The organism is Streptomyces sp. NPDC059743, from assembly GCF_042732975.1.
Lineage (GTDB): Bacteria > Actinomycetota > Actinomycetes > Streptomycetales > Streptomycetaceae > Streptomyces.
In genome coordinates this window covers 326,273-349,141 of record NZ_JBHWGS010000001.1, presented here as the reverse complement: position 1 = coordinate 349,141, position 22,869 = coordinate 326,273, and the positions used below count along the sequence as shown (strand labels likewise).

23 protein-coding genes are annotated in these 22,869 nt (G+C 68.7%); 7 read left to right on the top strand and 16 right to left on the bottom strand.

The annotated features are described in order from the left end of the window. Window positions 1–100: 100 nt before the first annotated feature. Both ACFV6H_RS01565 and ACFV6H_RS01560 read right to left on the bottom strand, forming a co-directional pair. The gene (locus ACFV6H_RS01565) at window positions 101–409 is read right to left on the bottom strand and encodes a DUF6980 family protein (RefSeq protein WP_385537209.1); all 309 of its coding nucleotides are present in this window, start codon (window positions 407–409) and stop codon (window positions 101–103) included. A 31-nt stretch (window positions 410–440) separates the two neighbouring features. Beyond that, window positions 441–1,280, bottom strand: coding sequence for a helix-turn-helix transcriptional regulator (locus ACFV6H_RS01560; RefSeq protein WP_385537206.1), 840 nt, complete (start codon window positions 1,278–1,280; stop codon window positions 441–443). 164 nt (window positions 1,281–1,444) lie between these two features. Here ACFV6H_RS01560 and ACFV6H_RS01555 point away from each other — a divergent pair, with 164 nt between their 5' ends. After that, on the top strand, window positions 1,445–2,923 hold the full coding sequence (locus ACFV6H_RS01555) for an aldehyde dehydrogenase family protein (protein ID WP_384784728.1): 1,479 nt from the start codon (window positions 1,445–1,447) through the stop codon (window positions 2,921–2,923). Window positions 2,924–3,103: 180 nt separating this feature from the next. Here ACFV6H_RS01555 and ACFV6H_RS01550 read toward each other — a convergent pair whose 3' ends face one another. From ACFV6H_RS01550 to ACFV6H_RS01535, 4 genes are all read right to left on the bottom strand, one after another. Further along, the gene (locus ACFV6H_RS01550) at window positions 3,104–4,486 is read right to left on the bottom strand and encodes a hypothetical protein (protein WP_385537203.1); all 1,383 of its coding nucleotides are present in this window, start codon (window positions 4,484–4,486) and stop codon (window positions 3,104–3,106) included. Then, window positions 4,476–5,081 carry a DUF6114 domain-containing protein gene (locus ACFV6H_RS01545; protein WP_385537200.1) on the bottom strand — a complete coding sequence of 202 codons (606 nt, stop codon included), beginning with the start codon at window positions 5,079–5,081 and terminating at the stop codon, window positions 4,476–4,478. Before ACFV6H_RS01545 ends, ACFV6H_RS01550 begins: the two co-directional genes overlap by 11 nt. 124 nt (window positions 5,082–5,205) lie before the next feature. After that, the gene (locus tag ACFV6H_RS01540) at window positions 5,206–5,850 is read right to left on the bottom strand and encodes a DUF6230 family protein (RefSeq protein WP_385537198.1); all 645 of its coding nucleotides are present in this window, start codon (window positions 5,848–5,850) and stop codon (window positions 5,206–5,208) included. A gap of 632 nt (window positions 5,851–6,482) precedes the next feature. Continuing rightward, on the bottom strand, window positions 6,483–7,454 hold the full coding sequence (locus tag ACFV6H_RS01535) for a tetratricopeptide repeat protein (protein WP_384975831.1): 972 nt from the start codon (window positions 7,452–7,454) through the stop codon (window positions 6,483–6,485). A 250-nt stretch (window positions 7,455–7,704) separates the two neighbouring features. On the opposite strand from ACFV6H_RS01535, the gene ACFV6H_RS01530 reads away from it, so the two are divergent. After that, window positions 7,705–8,412 (top strand): TetR/AcrR family transcriptional regulator, encoded by a 708-nt coding sequence (locus ACFV6H_RS01530; protein ID WP_385537193.1) that lies wholly within the window; start codon window positions 7,705–7,707, stop codon window positions 8,410–8,412. Between the two features lie 19 nt (window positions 8,413–8,431). On the opposite strand, the gene ACFV6H_RS01525 is transcribed toward ACFV6H_RS01530, so the two are convergent. From ACFV6H_RS01525 to ACFV6H_RS01500, 6 genes are all read right to left on the bottom strand, one after another. Beyond that, window positions 8,432–9,292 carry an ABC transporter permease gene (locus tag ACFV6H_RS01525; protein WP_384784739.1) on the bottom strand — a complete coding sequence of 287 codons (861 nt, stop codon included), beginning with the start codon at window positions 9,290–9,292 and terminating at the stop codon, window positions 8,432–8,434. Beyond that, on the bottom strand, window positions 9,252–10,217 hold the full coding sequence (locus ACFV6H_RS01520) for an ABC transporter ATP-binding protein (RefSeq protein WP_385537189.1): 966 nt from the start codon (window positions 10,215–10,217) through the stop codon (window positions 9,252–9,254). Before ACFV6H_RS01520 ends, ACFV6H_RS01525 begins: the two co-directional genes overlap by 41 nt. Then, window positions 10,214–10,669 (bottom strand): MarR family winged helix-turn-helix transcriptional regulator, encoded by a 456-nt coding sequence (locus tag ACFV6H_RS01515; protein ID WP_093599865.1) that lies wholly within the window; start codon window positions 10,667–10,669, stop codon window positions 10,214–10,216. Before ACFV6H_RS01515 ends, ACFV6H_RS01520 begins: the two co-directional genes overlap by 4 nt. A gap of 108 nt (window positions 10,670–10,777) precedes the next feature. Further along, window positions 10,778–12,478, bottom strand: a complete 1,701-nt coding sequence (locus ACFV6H_RS01510) for a methylmalonyl-CoA mutase (RefSeq protein WP_385537185.1) — start codon at window positions 12,476–12,478, stop codon at window positions 10,778–10,780. 118 nt (window positions 12,479–12,596) lie between these two features. Beyond that, window positions 12,597–12,923 carry a DUF3817 domain-containing protein gene (locus tag ACFV6H_RS01505; RefSeq protein WP_385537182.1) on the bottom strand — a complete coding sequence of 109 codons (327 nt, stop codon included), beginning with the start codon at window positions 12,921–12,923 and terminating at the stop codon, window positions 12,597–12,599. A gap of 124 nt (window positions 12,924–13,047) precedes the next feature. Further along, entirely contained in the window at window positions 13,048–13,554 is a 507-nt protein-coding gene (locus tag ACFV6H_RS01500; RefSeq protein ID WP_384784747.1) for a MarR family winged helix-turn-helix transcriptional regulator, read from the bottom strand. Window positions 13,555–13,791: 237 nt separating this feature from the next. Here ACFV6H_RS01500 and ACFV6H_RS01495 point away from each other — a divergent pair, with 237 nt between their 5' ends. Continuing rightward, on the top strand, window positions 13,792–14,862 hold the full coding sequence (locus ACFV6H_RS01495; protein WP_385537178.1) for a glycoside hydrolase family 6 protein: 1,071 nt from the start codon (window positions 13,792–13,794) through the stop codon (window positions 14,860–14,862). Window positions 14,863–15,083: 221 nt separating this feature from the next. Here the strand turns inward: ACFV6H_RS01495 and ACFV6H_RS01490 are convergent, their stop codons facing one another. From ACFV6H_RS01490 to ACFV6H_RS01475, 4 genes are all read right to left on the bottom strand, one after another. Further along, the gene (locus tag ACFV6H_RS01490) at window positions 15,084–17,135 is read right to left on the bottom strand and encodes a galactose oxidase-like domain-containing protein (protein ID WP_385537175.1); all 2,052 of its coding nucleotides are present in this window, start codon (window positions 17,133–17,135) and stop codon (window positions 15,084–15,086) included. A gap of 3 nt (window positions 17,136–17,138) precedes the next feature. Next, entirely contained in the window at window positions 17,139–18,914 is a 1,776-nt protein-coding gene (locus ACFV6H_RS01485; protein WP_384784753.1) for a glycosyltransferase family 2 protein, read from the bottom strand. Window positions 18,915–19,175: 261 nt separating this feature from the next. After that, window positions 19,176–19,469 (bottom strand): MTH1187 family thiamine-binding protein, encoded by a 294-nt coding sequence (locus tag ACFV6H_RS01480; protein ID WP_093599886.1) that lies wholly within the window; start codon window positions 19,467–19,469, stop codon window positions 19,176–19,178. Continuing rightward, the gene (locus tag ACFV6H_RS01475; protein ID WP_385537170.1) at window positions 19,466–19,828 is read right to left on the bottom strand and encodes a DUF3817 domain-containing protein; all 363 of its coding nucleotides are present in this window, start codon (window positions 19,826–19,828) and stop codon (window positions 19,466–19,468) included. Before ACFV6H_RS01475 ends, ACFV6H_RS01480 begins: the two co-directional genes overlap by 4 nt. A gap of 215 nt (window positions 19,829–20,043) precedes the next feature. Between ACFV6H_RS01475 and ACFV6H_RS01470 the strand changes: the two genes are divergently transcribed. The 4 genes from ACFV6H_RS01470 to ACFV6H_RS01455 all read left to right on the top strand — a co-directional run bounded on the left by ACFV6H_RS01470 (window position 20,044) and on the right by ACFV6H_RS01455 (window position 22,705). Beyond that, a complete protein-coding gene (locus tag ACFV6H_RS01470) occupies window positions 20,044–20,682 on the top strand; it encodes an AIM24 family protein (RefSeq protein ID WP_093599889.1) in 639 nt (212 codons plus the stop codon). After that, a complete protein-coding gene (locus tag ACFV6H_RS01465; protein WP_385537165.1) occupies window positions 20,682–21,332 on the top strand; it encodes an AIM24 family protein in 651 nt (216 codons plus the stop codon). Before ACFV6H_RS01470 ends, ACFV6H_RS01465 begins: the two co-directional genes overlap by 1 nt. After that, window positions 21,329–22,117, top strand: a complete 789-nt coding sequence (locus tag ACFV6H_RS01460) for an AIM24 family protein (protein WP_176732614.1) — start codon at window positions 21,329–21,331, stop codon at window positions 22,115–22,117. Before ACFV6H_RS01465 ends, ACFV6H_RS01460 begins: the two co-directional genes overlap by 4 nt. Before the next feature lie 111 nt (window positions 22,118–22,228). Then, window positions 22,229–22,705 (top strand): MarR family winged helix-turn-helix transcriptional regulator, encoded by a 477-nt coding sequence (locus tag ACFV6H_RS01455; RefSeq protein WP_384975845.1) that lies wholly within the window; start codon window positions 22,229–22,231, stop codon window positions 22,703–22,705. The last annotated feature ends 164 nt before the right edge of the window (window positions 22,706–22,869 follow it).

Genomic DNA, 22,869 nt, shown 5'->3' with positions numbered 1-22,869 from the left:
CGCCTCCCCGCCCCGCACCCACCCGGCCCGCCGCCCCCGGCGGGCCGTTCCGTTGTGCGGCGCGCGCCAGGGCGTGTGCCGAAAGTCGTGGCCGAAAGCTTCACGACGCCGATCGAAGCCAGGTGTCGTCCCGAAAATCTGCCGGAACGTCGTCCTCCCAAGGATCGATGCCACGGGCCTCCAGCTCATCGAACCATCGGTCCCGCTGGGACTCGGGCAGACGCTGACCACACCACGGGCAGAAGTCAATGCCAATGCGTGAGGTACCACCGTCGTGGACGATCAGCCCGTACTCCTGGAACTTCGCACTGAAGTCAACGAGCGCGTCCGGGCAGGCGAACGGGTCGTTGTGGGAGTCGCAATGCCAATCCGCGTGGCGTGTCATCGCTTCACAACAGTGCCTGGTCATCTGCTCATTCTCCCCGACACCCGACCGGCCGTCAGGCGAGGCGGGTGGTGGTGAGGGCCGCGAGGTGGTGGAGTTTGGCTTCGCTTTCCGTGCCGGGGAGTGCGGTGAAGATCAGGAGGGTCTGGGGCCGGGCCGGGTCCAGGAGGGACTGGCCGTGCAGTTCCAGGGTGCCTACCTGGGGGTGTTCGATGAGTTTGGGGGCGCAGTAAGGGCTCATGACCGGGTGTTCGCGCCAGATCGCGGCGAATTCGTCGCTGGCCGAGAGCAGGGGGTCGACCAGGGCGGTGGTGCGTGGGTCCTCGCTCTCGCGTGTGGCGGCTTCGCGGAGCCGGGCCGCGATGGCGCGGCCGTGCCGGGCGTGGTCGGCCTCCGGGTGGAGCAGGCGGGTGGACGGGTCGGTGAACCAGCGGTAGGCCAGGCTGCGCGCCATTCCCGTATGGCCCGTCTCGTTGCCGAGGAGCGTGATCGCGAGGCGGTTCTGTTCGAGCGTCTCGCCGAGGTGGTTCATCACCTGCGCGGGCGTGTCGTCGAGCCGTTCGAAGATCCTCAGCATGCCGGGCGCGATGCGGTCGCCGTGGGTGATCCGGTGCGGTGTGGCGTGGCCCGCCAGGCGGAAGAGATGGTCGCGTTCGTCCGAGGACAGGCGCAGGGCCCGGGCGATGGCGGTGAGCATCTGCTCGGACGGGCGCGGGCCGCGCCGCTGCTCGATGCGGCTGTAGTAGTCCGTCGACATGCCGGCCAGCGTGGCGACCTCCTCCCGGCGCAGACCGCCGGTGCGCCGTCGGCGGTACCCGCGAGGGAAGCCGACGTCCTCCGGTTGCAGCGCCTCCCGGCGCGTGCGCAGGAAGTCGGCGAGCGCGGCCCGGTCCATACGGTCACACTCCTCTCGTGCGGTCGTACGACGGTACGAGGCGGCCATGGCGCCGCCCTGTGACATCAAGCGTCGACATCAAGCGTCGCAGACGTACGACGTGACCCGGATCACCGGATCGATCGTCCCTGGTTGCCGTCCTGCCGTCCCGCCACGCTGGCGTCATGAACACACCTACGTATCCCTCCCCCGGCCACTGGATCGGCGGCCGGGCCGTCGCCGGCTCGGGCTCCGGTGACACGATCGATGTGGTGAACCCGGCCACCGGCGCGGTCGTCGCCGCCGTGGCGGCCGGTACTCCCGGCGATGTCGACCGGGCCGTCGCCGCCGCGACCGCCGCCTTTCCCTGCTGGGCCGCGACCGGTCCCGCCGAGCGGGCGGCGATAGTGCTGCGCGTCTCCGAAGGGCTGAAGAGCCGTACCGAAGAGATCGCGGCCACGATCACCGCCGAGATGGGCGCGCCGATCCAGCTCTCCCGCTTCGCCCAGGCCGGTCTGCCCGTCGCGGTGTCCGCGGCGGTCGCCGGGCTCGCCGCGGACTTCCCGTGGACGGAGGAGATCGGGAACTCGCTGATCGTGCGTGAGCCGATCGGTGTCGTCGGCGCCATCACGCCCTGGAACTTCCCGCTCCAGCAGGTCGTCACCAAGGTGGTGCCCGCGCTGCTGGCCGGGAACACCGTGGTCCTCAAGCCCTCCGAGCTGGCGCCGCTGAGCGCGCGCATCCTGGCCGAGGTGGCCGCCGACGCGGGCCTGCCGGCCGGTGTGCTCAATGTCGTCAACGGCACCGGCCCGGTCGTCGGCGAGGCGATCGCCGCGCATCCCGGCGTCGACATGGTGTCCTTCACCGGCTCCACCCGGGCCGGCAAGCGCGTCTCGGTCGTCGCGTCGGACACGGTCAAGCGGGTCGCCCTGGAGCTGGGCGGCAAGTCCGCCAATGTGATCCTGGACGACGCGGATCTCGGCCGGGCCGTCACGCTCGGAGTGACCAACGCCTGGATCAACAGCGGGCAGGTCTGCGGCGCCTGGAGCCGGATGCTGGTCCCGGCGTCCCGCCACGACGAGATCGTGGAGCTGGCGCTCGCCGCCGCCGAGGAGTACACCGTCGGTGATCCGACCGACGAGAGCACCCGGATCGGCCCGCTGGTGTCCGAGACGCAGCGGCTGCGGGTCACCGGTTATATCGAGCGAGGCATCGCCGACGGCGCCACGCTCGTGACCGGCGGGACAGGGAAGATCCCCGGTCCGGAGTCAGAGCTGGAGTCGGGCCCGGAGTCAGGGCTGAAGTCCGGCCTGGCGTCCGGCAGTTACGTACAGCCGACGATCTTCGCGAACGTCGCTCCCGACGCCGTGATCGCACAGGAGGAGATCTTCGGCCCGGTGCTGTCGGTGATCCCGTACGCCGACGAGGAGCAGGCCGTCGAGATCGCCAACAGTACGGTGTACGGGCTGAACGGCGCGGTGTTCGGCGAGCCGGAGCACGCGCTCGCCGTCGCCGGGCGGCTGCGGGCCGGTCAGATCGATGTGAACGGTGCCCAGTTCAACCCGCTGGCGCCCTTCGGCGGTTACAAGCAGTCGGGCAACGGCCGCGAGATGGGCGCCTTCGGTCTGGCGGAGTTCCTGGAGGTCAAGTCCATCCAGCGGTAAGTAACGTCCATCCAGCGGTGAGTAACGCTGTGGGCCGTGGCTCGCAGGCCCGTGGCCCGCACCCTGTCGAGGTCGAGTCGACAGGTGCGGGCCACAGTCTTCCCGCGGCTCCCGGGAGATTCGGTTCGGTCCATGACGCTCGGTCCGTGGCAGCCGGTCCGTGCTGCCGGTCCGTGACGGTCAGTCCGTGATGTAGTTCTGGAGGCCCGGGACGGTGAGCGTGCCGCCGAACTGGCCTGCCTGAGTCACCTTGACCTCCGTGAAAAAGGCGAACGGTACGTTCAGCGGAGGCGGCGTCCGCGGGCTGAAGGTGATGGGAATGAGCCCGAAGAGATTGCCCTTCAACTCCTCGGTGTACATGGTCACTTCGCCGTGGCGGATCGTGGACGTCGAGCCCGTGCGGGCCTTCACATGGCCCGTCCTGCCCTCGGGATAGACCACGGTCTGATGCAGATCACCGATGTCCACCGAGGTGGCCGTGAACTTCAGCGCCTTCTTCAGCTTGCCGCTGCCGGTCTTCACCTCGACGATGCCGTGGTAGTCGAGCCCGCGCAGCGTCAGCAGCGAACTGTGCAGCGTCCAGGGATCGTCCGGCAGCAGCGGGATGCCCTGCTCCTCCTTGGCGGCGGCGAGCGCCTCGGGATCGGGGGTCGGGCAAGGGTACGGCTCCTTGCCGCCGGCGCCCGCCGGGATGTCGTCGTCCTTGTGTGCGTCGAGTCCCTTGGCGTCGTCGTCCAGTTCCTCGACCGTGACGCCGGCCTTCTCGGCCGCGTCCCTGATGGCCTTCTCCGTACCGTCCACCACGGCGCCCGCCGCATCGCCCGCCGCATCGCCCGCGCCGTCCCCACCGCCCGCGCCGTCCGGGCGTGCGGGACTGTCCGGCTTCTGCGTGGGCGTGGGCTTGGACGTGGCCTCGGCGGACGGTTCGGCGGCGCCCGGCTTCTGTGTGGTGGCCGAGGGCTTCGGTGTCGGCGTGGCAGGCGTCTCCTTGTCGGAGACTCCGAGGATGTCGCCGAGTACGTCACCCAGCCCCAGCGGATCCAGCGGATTCTTGGACTTCGCCGGAGTGGGAGTCGGTGCCGACTTCGCGGTCGACGTCGGCTTCGGCTTCGGCTCGGCTCCGGCGGGAGCGGCGGCATCCTCGGAGTCCGGTCCCTTCGCCGGGCTCTCCGCCGTACCCGGCTCCGACGTTCCCGCCTCAGATCCCTCCGAGGCCGACGGCGACTCGCCCGGCGCGGGCGACTGCGAGGGCGATTCGGACGGTGATCCCGACGGGGATGCCGAGGGCGAGGGCGACTCCGACGGGTCCGGATCGTCCGAGCGCGTCACACACGGTCCCGGCGCGAAAGGTATGTCCTTGCTGTCGTCGGCCAGCGCGAGCCTGGGCGTGAGCCCCATGCCCACGAAGACCGCCGTGGGCATGGCCGCCAGGGCGATGGCCTTGCCGGCGGGTATGTGCAGCTTGGTCAGGAGCGACTTCTTCGGAGCCGCGTGGCGCGGCCCTCTCCTCACCCGGGATTCATCGCCTCCGGCCTCGATCCGCCGCGCTTCTTCACCCCGCACTGTTCCTCCCGCCGTTGGCTTGGGCAGTCGTTTCCGTCACGTTCGGGTCCTCCCCGTCGCGCGGTACGGGGAAGGGGTCACCGGCCCTGTCGGGTTCGGCCCTTCCGGGTTCGGCCCTGTCGGGTTCAGCCCATCCGGGTTCGGCCCTGTCGGGCTCCGGTGCCTGGTGGGGGATGTGGTGCTCGGCGGCCGGCCGGGGCGGCCGGCCGGGTGCCCAGGAGACGGAGAGCGCGCCGCCGAACAGGGCGAGCACAAAGCCGATGAGGAAGCCGCCGATGTTGGAGACCGGGAGTGAGACCAGTGCCAGCAGGATCGTGGCGACTCCCGCGAACACCCGGACGATGCTGTGGAACCACATCGTCAGCCCCAGGGTGACCAGCAGTACCCCGATGATCAGCGAGCCGGCACCCGCGGTGGTGGCCATGGCCATGGTCAGATGCCCGATCTGCAGATTCGCGTACGGGAAGTAGGCGATCGGCGCTCCGCTCAGCAACGTGAACAGGCCCGCCCAGAACGGCCGGGTGCCTCGCCAGTCACGGAACCGAAGCCGCCAGTAGGTGAATCGTCCTCGGGGACCTGAAGACTCGCCGCTCATGGAAAACCGCTCCCTGGAACCGGTGTTGCAGTGAAAAGTGTGCGGAGTGTGATCGGTGTTCGAAGTGTCCTCGGAGCGGGCGGGCGGGACCGTGTCCTACGCTCCACGCCCGCCCTGGGCGTGCTTAGTAGCACTCCTTCTTTGGGCCCGTGTGCAGCTTCAGGCTCAGACCGGTGAGCTTGAAGGTGCCGGCCGTGGTCGCCCACGCCGTCTGCTTCACCTTGGTGAGCGTGGCCATCCTGGCGCGCTGCGCGAAGCCGAAGGGATTGACCTTCTCCTCGGTTCCGGGCTGGATCTTCGTTCCGTTGCCCGGGTCGCCCGCCGCCACACCGATGTCGATGTCGTCGAACACCGCGTCGGCCTCGAGCTGGGCGACGTCGAGGTAGATGTTCGTCGCCACGACCGGGTTGTCGACGTCCTGCCCGGCACGCAGCTCAAGGCTGATGTTCCCGAACACCGGAACATCCGGAGTGACCACCGACTGACACATGTTGGTGATCGTGGCCGTGCTGAATCCGGAGACGGCGACCGGATGCGCGTTCTTCTTGCCCTTCAGATCCGTGCCTTCGGCGATGCTTCCGTACTGGACGAAGTCCTCACCGACCAGACTGTCGGCACTCACCTTGAAGCTCTGGCCGGACACACTGAACGAGGCCGCCAGCGCCCCCTGTGCCAGAGCGACACCTATCGCTGCCGTCGCGGCCACGCTCGGCACCATGACGACCGCGAACCGCTTCCATCTGGTCCCGCCACGCACTTGGGACTCCATGAATTTCCTCCTTCTCGGACGTACATCTCCGGATCGGGTTGGAGCCCGTCCTGGGATGGGAGAAGTGCTACGTCCTCGGGAAGGAGAGCGCCTGGCCCGGAGACGCGGACCGCGTCCGGAACCACCGGCGATCACCCCCGAGCGACAACCACTGGCCACGCCTTCGCGCAACCTCTGGACAGGCCCTGCCGGGAAGGCAGGAACCCCCCTGTCCGGCCCGGCGGCGCTGCCACCGGTCCGCTCGGTGGGGACCCAGGACCGACGGCGCGACTGGTTGCCGTGCTGGTGCGGAATTGGACCGAGCGTCGCCGATCGTGGTCCATTCACGGCCTTGACACAAGGGGGTTCGTTACTGGCTGGTAACGGCCCGATGAGCGGCAGGCGACCCGGCGCCGCCGGGCGGCCACACAGGGTGCCGCCCGGCAGTGCGGCAGAAGCGGCGAATGCCCCCCATAGCCGGACAGAACAAGGGGGGCGATTTACTGCCAGTAACAGCAGTCGCTTTTATCAAGATTTGGTAAAGCGCGGCGGCTGTTGCCGTTGCGCCGCCGCGTCAATGTGATGCGGCGGAGAGACCGACGGGAACCATCGGGCCGACGGACCGACGAAGAACGCCGGACCGGCCGGAAACGTCAGAAGAGCACTCTCGCGAGGGCCGAACGCGCCGCCGTCACCCGGGGATCGTCACCGCCGATCACCTCGAACAGTTGCAACAGCCGTACGCGCGCCGCCTCCCGCTCGTCACCGAACGTCCGGCGTACGGTCTCGACGAGCCGTCCGAAGGCGTCCTCCACATGGCCGCCGACCAGATCGAGATCCGCCGCGGCGATCTGCGCCTGGACATCGTCCGGCCGCTCCGCCGCGTCCTTGCGGACCTGCGTCTGGTCCATGGCCCGTACCCGGCCGAGCAGTTCGGCCTGGGCGAGACCGAGCTTGGCCTCCGTATTGCCGGGATCGTCGGCGAGCACATTGCGGTACGCCTGGGCCGCGCCGCCGAAGTCATTGGCGTCCAGCGCCTGTACGGCCGCCTCCAGCAGCGCGTCGTACGGGCCGACCGGAACGGCCTTCTCCGCCGGGCCCTCCGCCTCCGCGCCCGGATCGACCGCGATACCGGTGAGCCCGAAGCGCTCCTCACCGACCTGGATCAGCTGATCGAGCGTCTGGCGGATCTGGGCTTCCGGAGCCGCGCCCTGGAAGAGCGGCAGCGCCTGCCCGGCCACCACCGCGAAGACCGCGGGAATGCCCTGGATCCCGAACTGCTGCATCAGCATCTGATTGGCGTCGACATCGATCTTGGCGAGGACGAACCGGCCGTTGTACTCCCGCGCCAGCCGCTCCAGCACCGGACTGAGCTGCTTGCACGGCTCGCACCACTCGGCCCAGAAGTCGATGACGACCGGGACCTCCGTGGAACGCTGGAGGACATCGCGCTCGAAGCCCGCCTCATCGACGTCGGTCACCAGACTGGACGGAGGGACGGCACCGGTGCCTCCCTGGCGGGCCGCCTCGGCACGGGCCTGCTCCGCCTTCGCCTTGGCCTCGTTGGCCGCCTTCACCGCGGCGAGGTCGACGACGCCGCTCATGGACATGTTCCTAGGCTGCATGAGTACATCCTCCCCCTTCCGCGCGCACTTCAGAAAAGCGGTGCGTACACCGCGGTTCGACGCGCGGTCCCCACCTCGCGTCTTGTGGTTGTCGCCACGGGCCCGTCAAGGCCCCCCACGGGCCTCTGGCACAAGCGTTACGGGCTTTCGCTACGGCTCGTAGCGTAACTCCCGGCTCCGGGCCACAGGTGAGATCTTTCCGGTGAACTGGCTCACAACACATTCTCCACCGGCCGATATGGTCGCCGTCATGTGCAGCAGCCACAGCGGTCCCGTCGGCGCGCGTACGTCCCGTACGGGCCGTACGTCCCGGAGTACATCCGGTGGTACGGCCCGTACGGACCGCGGCACGTCCCGTACGGGCCGCCCGCGCAGCGCCGAGGCCGACGCGGCGATCCTGGCGGCGACCAGGGCCGCTCTGGTGGAACTGGGCTGGCCCAAGTTGACGATGAGCGATGTGGCGAGCCGCGCGGGCGTCGCCAAGACCACGCTCTACCGGCGCTGGCCGGGCAAGAGCGAGCTGGTGGTGGACGCGGTCGCGGCGCTCTTCGACGAGCTCGAACTCCCGGGCTCCGACAGCCTCGTCACCGATATCGAGGATGTGGTGCTCCAGTTCGCGGCGCTGCTGGAGCGGCCGGAGGCCAAGACCGCGCTGATGGCGGTGGTCGCGGAGGCCACCAGGGACGAGGCGCTGCGGCAGCGTATCCGTACCTCGATCGTGGACCGCCAGAAGCGGCTGGTGCTGCTCGGGCGCGAGCGCGCGCAGGCCCGTGGCGAACTTCCTCGTGAGCCGGACGCGGCGACGGCCGCCCGTACCGCGGATCTGATCTTCGATGTGATCGCCGGCACGGTGGTCCACCGTGCGCTGGTCAGCGCGGAACCGGTCGACCGGCAGTGGGCGCGCACCTTCACGGCCCTGCTGTTGGGCGGCCTGTCCGCCGTAACCGCCGGGCCCTGAGAGTGGCGCCCTGCTGGTGCTACCGCGCCAGACGGCCCAGCAGCGACGAGGCCGCCGCGATGCCCACGACCGCCGCGAACGCCAGCACGCCGTAGTCCAGCAGCAGATGGGACGGCGTACCGAGCAGCAGCCCGCGCAGGGCGTCCACTTGATAGCTCAGCGGATTGATCTTGCTGATCACCTGGAGCCAGCCGGGCATGATCGCCACCGGATAGAGCGCGTTCGACGCGAAGAACAGCGGCATGGTGATGGCCTGGCCGATGCCCATCAGCCGGTCACGTGTCAGTACGATCCCCGCGATCGTCATCGACAGACACGAGAAGAAGGCCGAGCCGAGGACCACCGCGACCGCGACGCCGAGCAGCTTCAGCGGATTCCAGGTCAGTCCCACACCGAGGGCCGCCGCGATGACGATCACCACCACCGCCTGGATCAGCGCCTTGACGCCGGACGCGAACGCCTTGCCGCTGATCAGGGCGGCTCTCGGCGTCGGAGTGACCAGGAGTTTGGTCAGTATGCCCGCGTCCCGCTCCCAGATGATCATGATCCCGTAGAAGATCGCGATGAACATCGCGGACTGGGCGATGATGCCGGGCGCGAGAAAGTCGATGTACGGGATGCCGCCGGTCGGGATGGCCCTGATCCGGGTGAAGGTCTCACCGAAGATCAGCAGCCACAGCGCGGGCTGGATGGCCCGGGTGTACAGCTCGGTACGGTCGTGGCGCAGCTTCTGGAGCTCGACCGCGCACATCGCCATGACCCGGGCGGGCAGCACCTGCCAGCCGGTACGGGCGCGCGGCGGCTTGAGCAGCAGACCGATCCGGGCGGGATCGAGGCCCTCAGCCGACCCGGGACGCTGTACGGCGCGTGTTCCTGACATCGCGGAAGTCGCCTCCTTCCTCGTCCAGTCCTCGGCCCGCCACCTCGCGGAAGACGTCTTCCAGCGTCGGCATGGCGTCGTCCTTGTCCGCCGACTCACCCTTCGCCGTGCCGGCCTCCGCCGTTTCGGCCGAGGCCCTGCGGCGCTCGCGCAGCTCGGTCCTCAGCTCGTCGGGAGTGCCGAGGGCATGGATCCGGCCGCGGTTCATCAGCCCGACCCGGTCGCAGTACTGCTCGGCCTCGTCCATGTAGTGCGTCGTCACCAGCACGGTCATGCCCGTGGCGTGCCGTACGGCGTTGATGTGCTCCCAGACGCTGGTACGGGCGATCGGGTCGAGGCCGATCGTCGGCTCGTCCAGCATCAGCAGCCGAGGCGCGCTGACCAGCGCCTGCGCGAGTTCGAGGCGGCGGATCATGCCACCGGAGTAGGTCTTGGCCATGCGGTCGGCCGCGCTCGTCAGATCGACGGCCTCCAGCGCCTGGGCGACACGTTCGGCACGCTCGCGGCGCGGGACGTCGAAAACCCGGGCGAAGAGCGTCACATTCTCGCGGCCGGTGAGCTGGGCGTCGGCGGAGAGCTGCTGCGGTACGTAGCCCAGCAGACGGCGTACGGCCATCTTCTCCTTGGCCGCGTCGTGCCCGAACACCCGCACCATGCCCGCGGGAACGGGCAGCAGAGTGGTGATACAGCGGATCGCGGTCGTCTTGCCGGCGCCGTTGGGACCGAGCAGTCCGAAGACCTCGCCCGCGCGGACGGAGAGGTCGAGGTGGGAGACGGCCTTGGTGTCACCGAAGGAGTACTCCAGACCACGGCAGCTCACGGCCTCAGTCTCGGCGCCAGTGCCGGTGCCAGCGCCCGTACCGGCGCCTGTGCCGGTGGCGGCATTGGCCGTATCGGTGGTGGTGCTTGCGGCTCTGTCCGTCATACGCCCTCCACTTCCTCATGCAGGTTCTGGGCGAGCTTGCGCAGTGCCGGAAGGGCCGCGGCCAGGGCCGCGCGCTCCTCGTCCGTCAGCCGGGCCACCTGCTCCCGTACCAGCGCGGAGCGCCGTGCCTCCCAGTCCGCCAGCCGCGAGGTGGCCGCCTGGGTGGGCAGCAGCAGCGCGGACCTGCGGTCGGACGGATCGGTCTCACGGCGCAGATATCCGGCCCTGCTGAGCTGGTTGACCAGGGTGGAGACCGAGTTCCCGGCGAGATACAGCTCCTTGGCCGCAGCCGACACCCGGATCCCGGGCCGCGCCGCGACCAGCCGCAACAGCTCGATCTGCGCGCCGCGCAGCCGCGGCGCCGTCATCCCTTCACGCAGCCGGCGCCGGACCATCCGCTGGACTCCCGCCAGTACATCGGCGAGCGAGTCAGGAAACTCGGCTGTGGTCATACCATCACTTTAGCTCTGACTAAGAGCTAACTGCCATGGGATGCGCCGAGAAAAAGCCGACGGCCGCCCTCGGAGAGAGGGCGGCCGTCAGTGGCTTGCGCAAAGGGCTCAGAAGCCGGGCGGCTCCGTGTACGTGCCCCACTCGTCCCGCAGGACGCCGCAGATCTCGCCGAGCGTGGCCTCCGCCCGTACCGCCTCCAGCATCGGGCCGATCATGTTCGAGCCGTCGCGCGCCGCGGCCAGCATGGCCTCCAGGCCGGCGCGTACCCGGGCGTCGTCGCGGGCGCCCTTGCGCTCCGCGAGCACCTTCACCTGCTCGCGCTCGACCTCATGGCTGACCCGCAGGATCTCCAGATCGCCGGTGACCGAGCCATGGTGCACATTGACGCCGACGACCCGCTTGTCGCCCTTCTCCAGCGAGCGCTGGTACTGGAACGCCGACTCGGCGATCTCGCCCGTGAACCAGCCGTCCTCTATCCCGCGCAGAATGCCGGAGGTGACAGGGCCGATCGGGTGACGCCCGTCCGGGTGGGCCCGCAGTCCGCGCTCCTTGATCCGGTCGAAAATCTTCTCGGCGTCGGCCTCGATACGGTCGGTGAGCTGCTCGACGTACCAGGAGCCGCCGAGCGGATCGGCCACATTGGCCACGCCCGTCTCCTCCATCAGCACCTGCTGCGTGCGCAGCGCGATCTCCGCGGCCTGTTCGCTCGGCAGGGCGAGAGTCTCGTCCAGCGCGTTGGTGTGCAGGGAGTTCGTACCGCCGAGGACGGCCGCCAGCGCCTCCACCGCCGTCCGTACGACGTTGTTGTACGGCTGCTGCGCGGTCAGCGAGACGCCCGCCGTCTGCGTGTGGAAGCGGAGCCACTGCGCCTTGTCGGTCCTCGCTCCGTACACCTCCTTCATCCAGCGCGCCCAGATCCGCCGGGCCGCGCGGAACTTCGCGATCTCCTCGAAGAAGTCGAGATGCGCGTCGAAGAAGAAGGAGAGCCCGGACGCGAACGTGTCCACGTCCAGACCACGGCTGAGGCCCAGCTCCACATAGCCGAAGCCGTCGGCCAGCGTGTACGCCAGCTCCTGTGCGGCCGTCGCGCCCGCCTCACGGATGTGGTAGCCGGAGACCGAGAGCGGCTTGTACGCGGGGATGGAGCGCGCGCAGTGCTCCATCAGATCGCCGATCAGCCGCAGATGCGGCTCGGGCTGGAAGAGCCACTCCTTCTGGGCGATGTACTCCTTGAAGATGTCGGTCTGGAGCGTGCCGTTGAGCACCGCCGGATCGACGCCCTGGCGCTCCGCCGCGACGAGGTACATACAGAAGACCGGGATGGCGGGCCCGCTGATCGTCATCGACGTGGTGACATCGCCGAGCGGGATGTCACCGAAGAGGATCTCCATGTCGGCGGCCGAGTCGATGGCGACACCGCAGTGGCCGACCTCGCCGAGCGCACGCGGATCGTCGGAGTCACGGCCCATGAGCGTCGGCATGTCGAAGGCGACGGAGAGCCCGCCGCCGCCCGCGGCCAGGATCATCTTGTAGCGCTCGTTGGTCTGGAGGGCGTTGCCGAAGCCGGCGAACTGGCGGATGGTCCACGTCCGGCCGCGGTAGCCGGTCGGATGGAGCCCTCGGGTGAAGGGATACTCACCGGGCCAGCCGATCCGCTCGAATCCCGCGTAGGTGTCACCGGGCCGGGGCCCGTAGACCGGCTCCACGGGATCACCGGAGAGCGTCGTGAAGTCCGCGTCACGCTTGCGGGCCTTGTCGTAGCGAGCCTGCCAGCGCTGGCGGCCCTCGTCGATCGCGTCAGCGTCCATGCCTTCAAATTTACTAGGACGTCCAAGTAAATGTCGATGGCAACCGCCCACGCGTTCGTCCGCGCGGGCGGGAAGGGCGGCCGTCAGGTCTTGACAATCGTTACGGCCGTTACGGTCGTCACGCCTTGACGAGGGCGGGATCACTCTCCGCGAGCTGCGCCCTGACCTCGCGGGTGACTCTCGGCTCGACGAAGAAGGACGCCACGGGGATACAGCCGGCGGCCAGCACCCAGAGCAGCTTGCCGAAAGGCCACTTCATCTTGGAGCCCAGATCGAAGGCGAAGATCACATAGATGATGAAGAGCACACCGTGGATCTGGGAGATCAGCATCGTGTCGCCGGTGTCGAACCCGTACTTCATGACGATCGCCACGGTGAAGACCAGCAGCCATACGGCGGTGACATACGCCATCACCCGATAGCGGGAGAGCACGCTTTGTTTCATGGCGACGAGCGTAACGGGACGCGATCGGCGATCTTCGGGCGGCCCGTACGCGGCGGGCTCGCACCCGGGAGGCGTCGCGGTACGGCCCGTACACCGGAGCCCGCACCCGCGCGGCCGGCGCCCGCTACTCCTCGAAGTCCTGCGCCGCCACCCGTAGCGGGCGCAGCATGGCGAAAATCTCCGCGCACTCCTCGGCGTCGTACGCCCCGAGCCCGAACTCCATCTCCATCAGATCGCGGGTGGCGGCCTCCACCACCTCGCGGCCCTTGTCCGTGATGGAGGCGAGTGTGCCGCGTCCGTCGTTGGGATTGGGCCGCTTGTCGACCAGTCCCGAGGTCACCAGCCGGTCCACGGTGTTGGTGACCGAGGTCGGATGGACCATGAGCCGCTCGCCGATCTTGGACATCGGCAGCTCGCCCTCCTTGGAGAAGGTGAGCAGCACCAGCGCCTCGTACCGGGCGAAGGTCAGTCCGTACGGCTTGACCACGGCGTCGACACCGGCGAGCAGGATCTGGTGCGCGCGCATGATCGAGGTGATGGCGCCCATGGCGGGAACCGGACCCCAGCGCCGCCGCCAGTGCTCGTCGGCGCGGGCGATGGGATCGAACGGAAGGTTGAGCGGCTTCGGCACGGCATCGACCTTACCCACTGGTCATATAGCGGTCAGCCCTGTCTCGCCCTTCGGTCCGACCGGTCCCGGCCGACGGGACCTCGCGGTGTCGCAGCCCGGCAGCGTTGTGCCGTTATGTCACGATTAGCCATCCTTTACCTGCCCAGTCACCACCCCACCATCCGGCAGTCACCGCATCCCAGTCACCACATCCAGTCCACCACTCCCCGGTGGTCAGCCGTCGTCCGAGGGGGCTGTATGTCCGGCCGCAGACCGCACCGCTCGTACTCACTCACCGCCGCCTTCACCGCCGCCGTCACGACCGTTCTGGCGCTGACCGCCGCCGCCTGCTCCTCGTCCTCCTCCGACTCCCGCCGGGCCTCCGCAGGTGAGCAGACCGCCTCGGCGGCCCAGGGCGAGGCGGCCCGGGGCGAGACCGTCCCCACGGCCGGTGGGCCTTTCTGGATCGATCCGGAGAGCGACGCGGCGCGCCAGGTCAGACAGTGGGAGAAGGAGGGCCGCACTGACGACGCGAAGGCCCTGAGGCGGATCTCGGAGCGCGCGGTGGCGGAGTGGCCGGCCGGGGACGATCCCGTTCCGGAGATCAGCAGGGCGGTACGCGGCGCCGCCGCGGACAAGCGGACGGCGGTCTTCGTCGCGTACAACATCCCGCACCGCGACTGCGGCCTGTACTCGGCGGGCGGCGCGCACGACGCGGCGTACTACCGGGAGTGGATCGACGCCTTCGCCGGCGCCATCGGTGACGCTCCGGCCATCGTGATCCTGGAGCCGGACGCCGTACCGCATCTCGCGGACGGCTGCACTCCGGCCCAGCACCACGCCGAGCGGTACGAGCTGCTCGCCCAGGCCATCAGTCGGCTGAAGCGGCAGCCGAAGACCAAGGTCTATCTGGACGCCGGTAATCCGGCCTGGATCTCCGATCCGGCGAGACTCGCCGAGCCGCTCAAACGGGCCGGGATCGAAGCGGCCGACGGCTTCTCGCTCAATGTGTCCAACTTCCAGACGAACGACACGGTCAAGGCGTTCGGTACCCGGCTCTCCGGCCTCCTCGGCGACGCCCACTTCACCGTCGACACCAGCAGAAACGGCGTCGGCCCGCTCTCGGGCGACCGGGACGAGGCCTGGTGCAACCCACCGGGCCGCGCCCTCGGCACACCGCCGACCACCAACACCGGCAACGAACTGCTCGACGCCTACCTCTGGATCAAACGCCCGGGCGAATCCGACGGCCCCTGCCGAGGCGGCCCCACCGCCGGCACCTGGTGGCCCGACTACGCCTTGGGCCTGGCCCGGAAGGCGAAGGTTTAGCACCCGGTCCGGGTTGCGGAGACGTGCCGGTTGCGCACGGCCGCCGGCGAGTGAGCCGAAGGGCGCGCCGCTGTCGAAAGGGAGGCTGTGCTCGATATGCGGCTCCGCCGCGCGGGCGGAGGGACCCGAGCACGGTCGACCGTCGGCAGTGCCCGCGGCCGGAGGCCGCTAATGGACACGGCAAGCGCCCGGAGGCGAACCGAGCCCTCAAAAAAGAGGGGCTACTCAACCAGCAGCCACTTCGCCTCGGACGGTGTGCCCGCCGTGTCCGTGACGAAGAGCATGTACCAGCCCGGAGGGACCAGGGTGCGGTCCCTAGGGACCTCTATCGTCACCGCGTCCTTGGTTCTCGTCAGGCCCACCTCTATCGAGCGCTGTTCGACGTCCGTCGTGTGGGTCACCGCGCTCGGGCGCATCAGGCGGGCCTTGGCTATGCGGTCCGGTTTCGCCGTGCGGAAGGTCGCCCGGCCGTCGTGGTCCGTGCGGCGCGGGCCGTCGCCGAGGGCCGGGCGGTTCTTGTCGGAGGCGCGGTCGCCCTGGAGGTAGGGCGGCGTGTAGATCTCCACGCGCTGCTCGAAGGTGCCGAGCTTGGTGTTGTCCGCGTCGTCGAAGAGCGGGTCCGAGCCGAAGGTGACCACCCGGCCGTCCGGCAGCAGCAGCGCCTCCGAGTGGTAGTTGCGGCCCACGGTCGGATCGGCCGCACGCCGGAAGGAGTTGGTGGCCGGGTCGTAGAACTGCGCCTTGAGGATGTCGCTGGCGCTGCGCCCGCGGTAGTCCGAGGAGCCGCCGGTGGTGAACACCGAGTCGTCGGGCAGCAGCACACTGCTCAGATAGCGCGTGCCCTGCGGCAGGCGCGGTCCTTCCTGGAACGTCGGGCTCTCCTTGTTCAGGTCGATGATCGCCGTACGCGGCGTGGCCTTGGCCGACTCGCCGACGCCTCCGCCGCCGAGCAGCATCACCCGCTGGTCCTGGACCGGCGCCAGCATCAGCGAGGCCGAGGTCTCGGTCTGGTCGCCGTCGGTGAGCCCGTCGACCGGTGTGAAGGTGTTCTTCACGGGGTCCCACACACCCGGCTGCCGGCCCTTGTCGGCGGGCCCGTACCCGGCGTTGGATCCCGAGTAGAAGAGCTTTCCGCCCTTGGTCAGAAAAAGCGCTGGATAGGTCGGGAAGTACCGTTCCGGGCCCTTGGACCACTTCTTGGTCTTCGGGTCGTACAGCTCGTTGTAGCCAGTGAGCACCGCGCCGACATCGTCCAGGCCCGAGACGGCGAGCACCCTGCCGTCGTCCAGACCGACCAGCGTGGGATACCAGCGGGCCTCCTTCATCGGATCCACCGGGATGTACTTCTCGGCCGTCGGATCGAACTCGTACGCGGACCTGATGCCCTGGAAGTCCTGCTTCTCCGTGGTGAGTTTCTGTGCCAGACCGTAGAGGTTGTCCGCGTCCTTGCCCTTCAGACCGACGATCTCGTACTGCGCGGCCTGCGTGGTCAGCGCCTGCGGGCCCTCCTTGACCGCCTCCACGAAGACCCGTGCCTCACCGGCCGTGACCTTCGTCTTCCAGGGCAGCATCCGGTCGCCCTTCCCGTATCCGACCTGGAGCTGCTTCTTCGCCCTCGGCACGGTGACATCGGTCGTGCTGACGTACTCGACGCCCGACGGAGAGCGGAAGCGGGTGCCCTTCTTGAACGTGTAGGACCGGTCCGGGTTCTCGTTCTTGACGCGCATACCGCCGCCCGCACGCCGGATCTCGCCGTCGAGCACCTCGTAGCGCGCCGTGCCGCCCGCCACCAGCAGCCGGCCGTCCGGGAGCTGCGCGTGGCCCGAGCAGAAGAAGTCCTCCGGAGTGGGGATCTTCTTGAAGCTGTTGTCGGCCGGGTTCCAGAGGATCGTGTCGAACGATCCCTCGTCGAACTTCTTCTGGTTGTTGCCCGAGCCGGCCACGATCAGCACCTTGCCGGTGTGCAGCAGGGCCGCGTGGATCGCGTTCGTACGGAACTCCTTCGGGACGTCGAGCCTCGCCCAGGAGCCGTACTGCCGCTTGTAGCCCGGCTGCGCGATCTTGTACGCGTGGTACTTCTCCTGGGCGAAGGAGAAGGCCGCGGGAGCGTTGAGCCCCACGAGCACGACCAGCGCTCCGCCGCCCAGCAGCGTCTTCTTGAACTTCGTCGACGGTGTGAACTTCTTCGACGGTCCGTACCCGTAGGAGTTGGACCCGTCGGAGTCGGATCCATCGGAGTGGGACCCGTAGGAGTTGGACCCGTAGGAGGCCATGGCTCAGTTCCCTCCGGTCGTCGTCACGAGCGCGGGCTCCGGCTCCTCACCCGGCTCGGGAGCGGTTACGGTGACGGCCGGGCCGCCGACGGCCCGGCGCTCCGCGGCCTCGCGCCAGGTGGTCCAGGCCCAGACACCGACCGGCGCGAGAGCGATGGCCAGGGCCAGCAGGGCCCAGGTGCGCATCGCCGCGTGGGTGTGGTCCAGGAACACCGACGCGATCAGGGAGACGATCAGGACTCCGGCCCAGTAGAGATGGAGCCGGAAGGTCATCAGCCGGTCCGGGCTGGCGCTGCCGCCCTTCGGCGTGACGACGAAGCGGCCTCGCGTGCGCAGTACGGCCGAGCCGAGCGATCTGAGATAGATCGGCGCGGAGAGCGCGGACATCGCCATCCCGGCCAGTCCGCCGGAGCCCTCGGGCTCGTGCGGCGAGACATTGTGCCGGCGGTTCCAGAGGTAGAGGCCGATCTGGAGGGCGGCGGCGTCGCTGTAGAGCATCAGCAGCACCGAGGAGGAGACCTGGGTGCCGGAGGCTCCGAGCCAGAGGAAGAGTACGCAGCTCAGGATGCCGAGGAGCCAGTTGACCGCGGTCATCGGGTAGTACACGAGCATCAGCGTGTAGCTGAACAGCCGGCCGCGCGGCATCCGCAGAGGCGCCTTCCAGTACTGCGTGAAGAGCGTCTCGTAGGTGCCCCGGGACCAGCGGAGCTGCTGGGTGAAGAAGTCGGTCCAGGATTCCGGGCCCTCGCCGACGGCGAGGACGTCGGGCGTGTAGACGGAGCGCCAGAACCGGCCGGTACGGGGATTGAGCCTGCGGTGCAGTTCGAAGCCGGTGGCCATGTCCTCGGTGATCGAGTCGTACAGACCGCCGATCTGCTTCACCGCCGCGATCCGCACGACATTGTTGGTGCCGACGAACATCGGCGCGTCGTAGCGGTTGCCGGCCCGCTGGATCAGCGCGTGGAAGAGGAACTGCTGCGACTCGGCAGCCTTGGTGACCGGTGAGGTGTAGTTGCCGTACACCTGAGGGCCGACGACAAAGGCGATGTCCGGATCGCGGAAGTAACCGAGCATCCGCTCAAGGAAGTTGGGGAGCGGTATGTGGTCGGTGTCGACGGAGGCGAAGAAGTCGTACTCCTCGCCGTGCATTGCGATCCAGGCGTTGTAGTTGCCATGCTTGGTGCGTGCCTTGTGGGAGCCCTTCGGCTGGTTCCACTCGGGCACACCGTGCCGGGTGAAGTGATGGACTCCCAGCTCCTCGCAGAGAGCCCTGGCCTCGCTGTCGTCGCCCTCGTCGAGCAGCCAGACGTCGAGCGGGCCGCGGTGGCGCAGCCGTACCGCTCCTTCGAGCGTCGCCCTCGCCATGGAGAGCGGTTCCTTGCCCGGCACGTACGTGGTGAGGAACGCGACCCGGGTGCCCGCCTCGGCGGGCACGGGTATCGGGTCCCTGGCGACCAGCGTGGCATGGGCCACGGAGGTGACGTTCACCAGCATGAAGAAGGCGATGAGGCCGATCGCGCCGAGCATCACCTGGTCGAAGACGACCAGCCAGCGCTCGCCGCCCTCGCGCTCGGTCCGGTGCGTGGGCCAGACCAGATAGACCAGCAGGACGGCCGAGAGCACCGGGGCGAGGGTCATCAGCAGGACCGCGCGTATTCGGTGCGGCTCGCGTGCGAGCAGGCTGTGATACCGCACCCGGTACGCGCCGGGCCCGTCCGGCTCCGTCAAGGGACCGGCCAGGCAGCTGTACGTGTCGTAGTCGTAGCCGTCGGGCCGCACGGTGCCTCCCCAGCAGATTCGCGAGGTCGTTATCCCCACAGAACGGGACAATGACCTGCGTGTCGACCGGGAGGCGTCCGTGCGAGCGGTTTTCCGGCCGCGGAGTACCGCTTACGGCTGCGGGCGGTGGCGCGTAGCGGCATACGGAGCTGACACTTCCACGTTGGGCAGGCAACTGTGCGCGAGGGCACGGGCTTCCGTCAGGGAGTCGCCCGCCATGGAGCCGGTGCTCAGGCGTCGGCGCTCGGCATGCGTCGGCGCTCAGGCGGAGAGGTGCCGTTCCACCGTCTCGACCTTCGAGGTGAGCGCGTCCGTGACACCGGGCCTGATGTCGGCCTTGAGGACGAGTGAGACACGCGGCGCGCGCGCCTCGACGGCGGCGACGGCGCGCTTGACCACGTCCATCACCTCGTCCCACTCGCCCTCGATGGAGGTGAACATGGCATCGGTGCGGTTCGGCAGCCCGGACTCGCGGACCACCCGGACGGCGTCGGCCACGTACTCACCGACGTCCTCGCCCACACCGAGCGGCGAGACGGAGAAGGCGACGATCATGCCTTCACCGTACCTTCGCGGTCCTCGCGGTCCTCGTGACGGGCGCGCGAGGCGATGACCTCGTCCTCGGCGGCGCGCTTGAGCTTCCGCTCGGCGAAGAAGCCGCCGGTCGGCAGGACGGAGAGGACGAAGTAGAGGGCCGCCGTCCCGAAGGACCACTTGGTGCGGTTCCAGGCGTCCAGCCAGAAGACCACGTACAGCACGAAGAGCAGACCGTGGATCGCGCCCATCACGGGCACCGCGTTGAAGTCCGTCGTCCGCTTGAGCACCGAGCAGACGAGCAGCAGCAGGAAGGACACGGCCTCGGGCGCGGAGACCAGGCGGAGTCGGTGGAGGGAGGAGGCGGTCTTGATGTCCACGAGGGAGGCACCTTCGTCGTCGGTCGTCGGGGCAGCACGAGGCTGTCGGGGCAGCACAAAGCTACGGAGACTGCATCAGGGCGGCGCGATCTTGTGAACGCACGCACAAGCGCGACCATTGTGGCAGCCCGCTTTTGCTTGACCGTTACCAGGGTGGGACGCGGCCGGGACGGAAAGACCTGTTCGTCCCCGCCTCGGCCCATTACCTTCGATCCGTGGCTCAGTTCCGACTGCAAGGCAGCAAGGTGCTCGCCGTGGACATGTCCGGCGACTCCGTCAAGGCGAAGAACGGCTCGATGGTCGCGTACGACGGCCAGATGGCGTTCAAGAAGATGTCCGGCGGCGGTGAGGGCCTGCGTGGGATGGTGACGCGCAGGCTCACCGGCGAACAGATGACCGTCATGGAGGTGAGGGGCCAGGGCACCTGCTACTTCGCCGACCGCGCGAGCGAGATCAACCTTGTCTCGCTGCACGGCGACAAGCTCTATGTCGAGGCCAGCAATCTGCTCTGCACCGACGCGGGGCTGCGGACCGGTACGACCTTCACCGGACTGCGCGGCGGAGCGACCGGCAACGGCCTGTTCACCACCACCGTGGAAGGCATGGGCCAGGCCGCGATCATGTCGGACGGCCCGGCGGTGATCCTGCGGGTGACGCCTCAGTACCCGCTCTCGGTCGACCCGGGCGCGTACATCGCGCACCAGGGAAATCTCCAGCAGCACTTCCAGGCCGGAGTGACCTTCCGCACGCTGATGGGCGAGGGCGGCGGCGAGGCCTTCCAGATCCGCTTCGAGGGCGACGGGCTCGTGTACGTACAGCCGAGCGAGCGCAACACGATCGGAGGTGACGTCTGATGCCGTTCCGTGAGATCAACTCGAAGATGGTCGAGGCCACGGTGGTGCCCGGCCAGAAGATGTTCAGCCAGCGCGGCGCGATGCTGGCGTACCGCGGCGAGGTCAGCTTCACGCCGAACATACAGGGCGGCCAGGGCGGTCTGATGTCGATGATCGGCCGGCGGGTGGCCAACGAGGCGACACCGCTGATGACGGTCGAGGGCAGCGGTACGGTGCTGTTCGGCCACGGCGGCCATCACATCCAGGTCATCGGGCTCTCCGGCGACACCCTGTATGTCGAGGCGGACCGGCTGCTCGCCTTCGACGGGACGCTCCAGCAGGGCACGATGTTCATGGGCTCGCAGGGCGGGATCATGGGCATGGTGCGCGGCCAGGTGACCGGCCAGGGCCTGTTCACCACCACACTCAAGGGCCATGGCGCGGTCGCCGTGATGGCACACGGCGGAGTGATCGAGGTGCCCATCAGCCCGGGCAGGGATGTCCATGTGGACCCGCAGGCGTATGTCGCGCACCACGGCGACGTACGGAACAAGCTCTCCACCGCGCTCGGCTGGCGCGACATGGTGGGACGCGGCTCGGGCGAGGCCTTCCAGCTCGAACTGAGCGGCAGCGGTGCGGTGTACGTCCAGGCGTCGGAGGAGAAGCTGTGAGCGCGCCCGTGATCTTCGACCCGATGACGCTGCCGAGCGACGACAACGTCAACGCGTACACCTTCTGTGTGGAGCTGAAGGGCGGCCAGTGGTTCCTCCAGAAGGGCAAGATGATCGCCTACTACGGGCGGATCGACTTCAACGGGATCGGCCACGGCCGCTTCGAGCGGCTGCTGCGTACGAGCTTCCACTCGCCGCTGCACGCCGCCGACTGGGTGGTGGCGGAGGGCAGCGGCAAGATGCTGCTCGCGGACCGCGCCTTCGACGTCAACTCGTACGACCTGGAGGACGGCAATCTGACGATCCGTTCCGGGAATCTGCTGGCGTACCAGCCCACGCTGGCGCTGAAGCAGTCGATCGTGCCGGGCTTTCTGACCTTGATCGGTACGGGCAAGTTCGTGGCGGCGTCGAACGGTCCGGTCGTCTTCATGGAACCGCCTATCAGGGTGGATCCGCAGGCGCTGGTGGGCTGGGCGGACTGCCCTTCGCCGTGCCACCACTACGACCACGGCTATATGACCGGCGTGCTGGGCGGGCTGCGCTCGATGACGGGCCTCGGAGGCACCTCGGGCGAGGAGCATCAATTCGAGTTCGTCGGAGCGGGTACGGTACTGCTCCAGTCGACCGAGATGCTGATGGCCGAGCAGGCGACCGGCGCGGTGCCGAACGAGCCCGGAGTGCCGGGCGGCGGCGCGGGCGTCCCGGGATCCGGCCACCCGGGCCAGGGCGCCGCACCCAGGCTGCCCGGGCAGCTCGGGGACCTCCAGCGTCGCTTCGGCCTGTGAGGGCTTCGCTCTGTGAACGGTAGGCTGCGGAGTGTGACGTCGAACGTGGGTGCGCGACGTCACCTCGCGGAAGCTTTGTACAGAATTCAACTTCTTAGGTAGAATCCACACATGGAGACCGAGACCGCCACCCGCTGGCTGACCGACGCGGAGCAGTGCGCCTGGCGCACCCATCTCGACGTCAACAAGCTTCTCACGCACCAGTTGGAAAAGGACCTCCAGCCGTTCGGACTGACCATGAACGACTACGAGATCCTGGTGAATCTCTCGGAGTCGGCGGAGCGGCGTATGCGGATGAGTGATCTCGCGGCGACGACACTCCAGTCCAAGAGCCGGCTCTCCCACCAGATCACCCGGATGGAAGCGGCGGAACTGGTACGCAGGGAACACTGCGAGTCGGACCGGCGCGGGCTCTACGCCGTACTGACCGACCACGGCATGGAGACCATGCAGAAGGTCGCGCCGCACCATGTCGCGTCCGTACGGAAGCACTTCATCGACCTGCTGCCACCGGAGGCCCTGGCGGAACTACGAGCATCCCTGGGCCCGGTGGCGGACCACCTACGGGGCCGCCGCGGCAAGCTGTGAGCCCCTCTTTTTAAAGGCTCGGTTCGCCTCCGGGCGCTTTATGCCACTGTCGACGGTCGACCGTGCTCGGCCCTTCGTTCCTCAGGGCCTCCGCCCGCGCGGCGGAGCCGCATATCGAGCACAGCCTCCCTTTCGACAGCGGCGCGCCCTTCGGCTCACTCGCC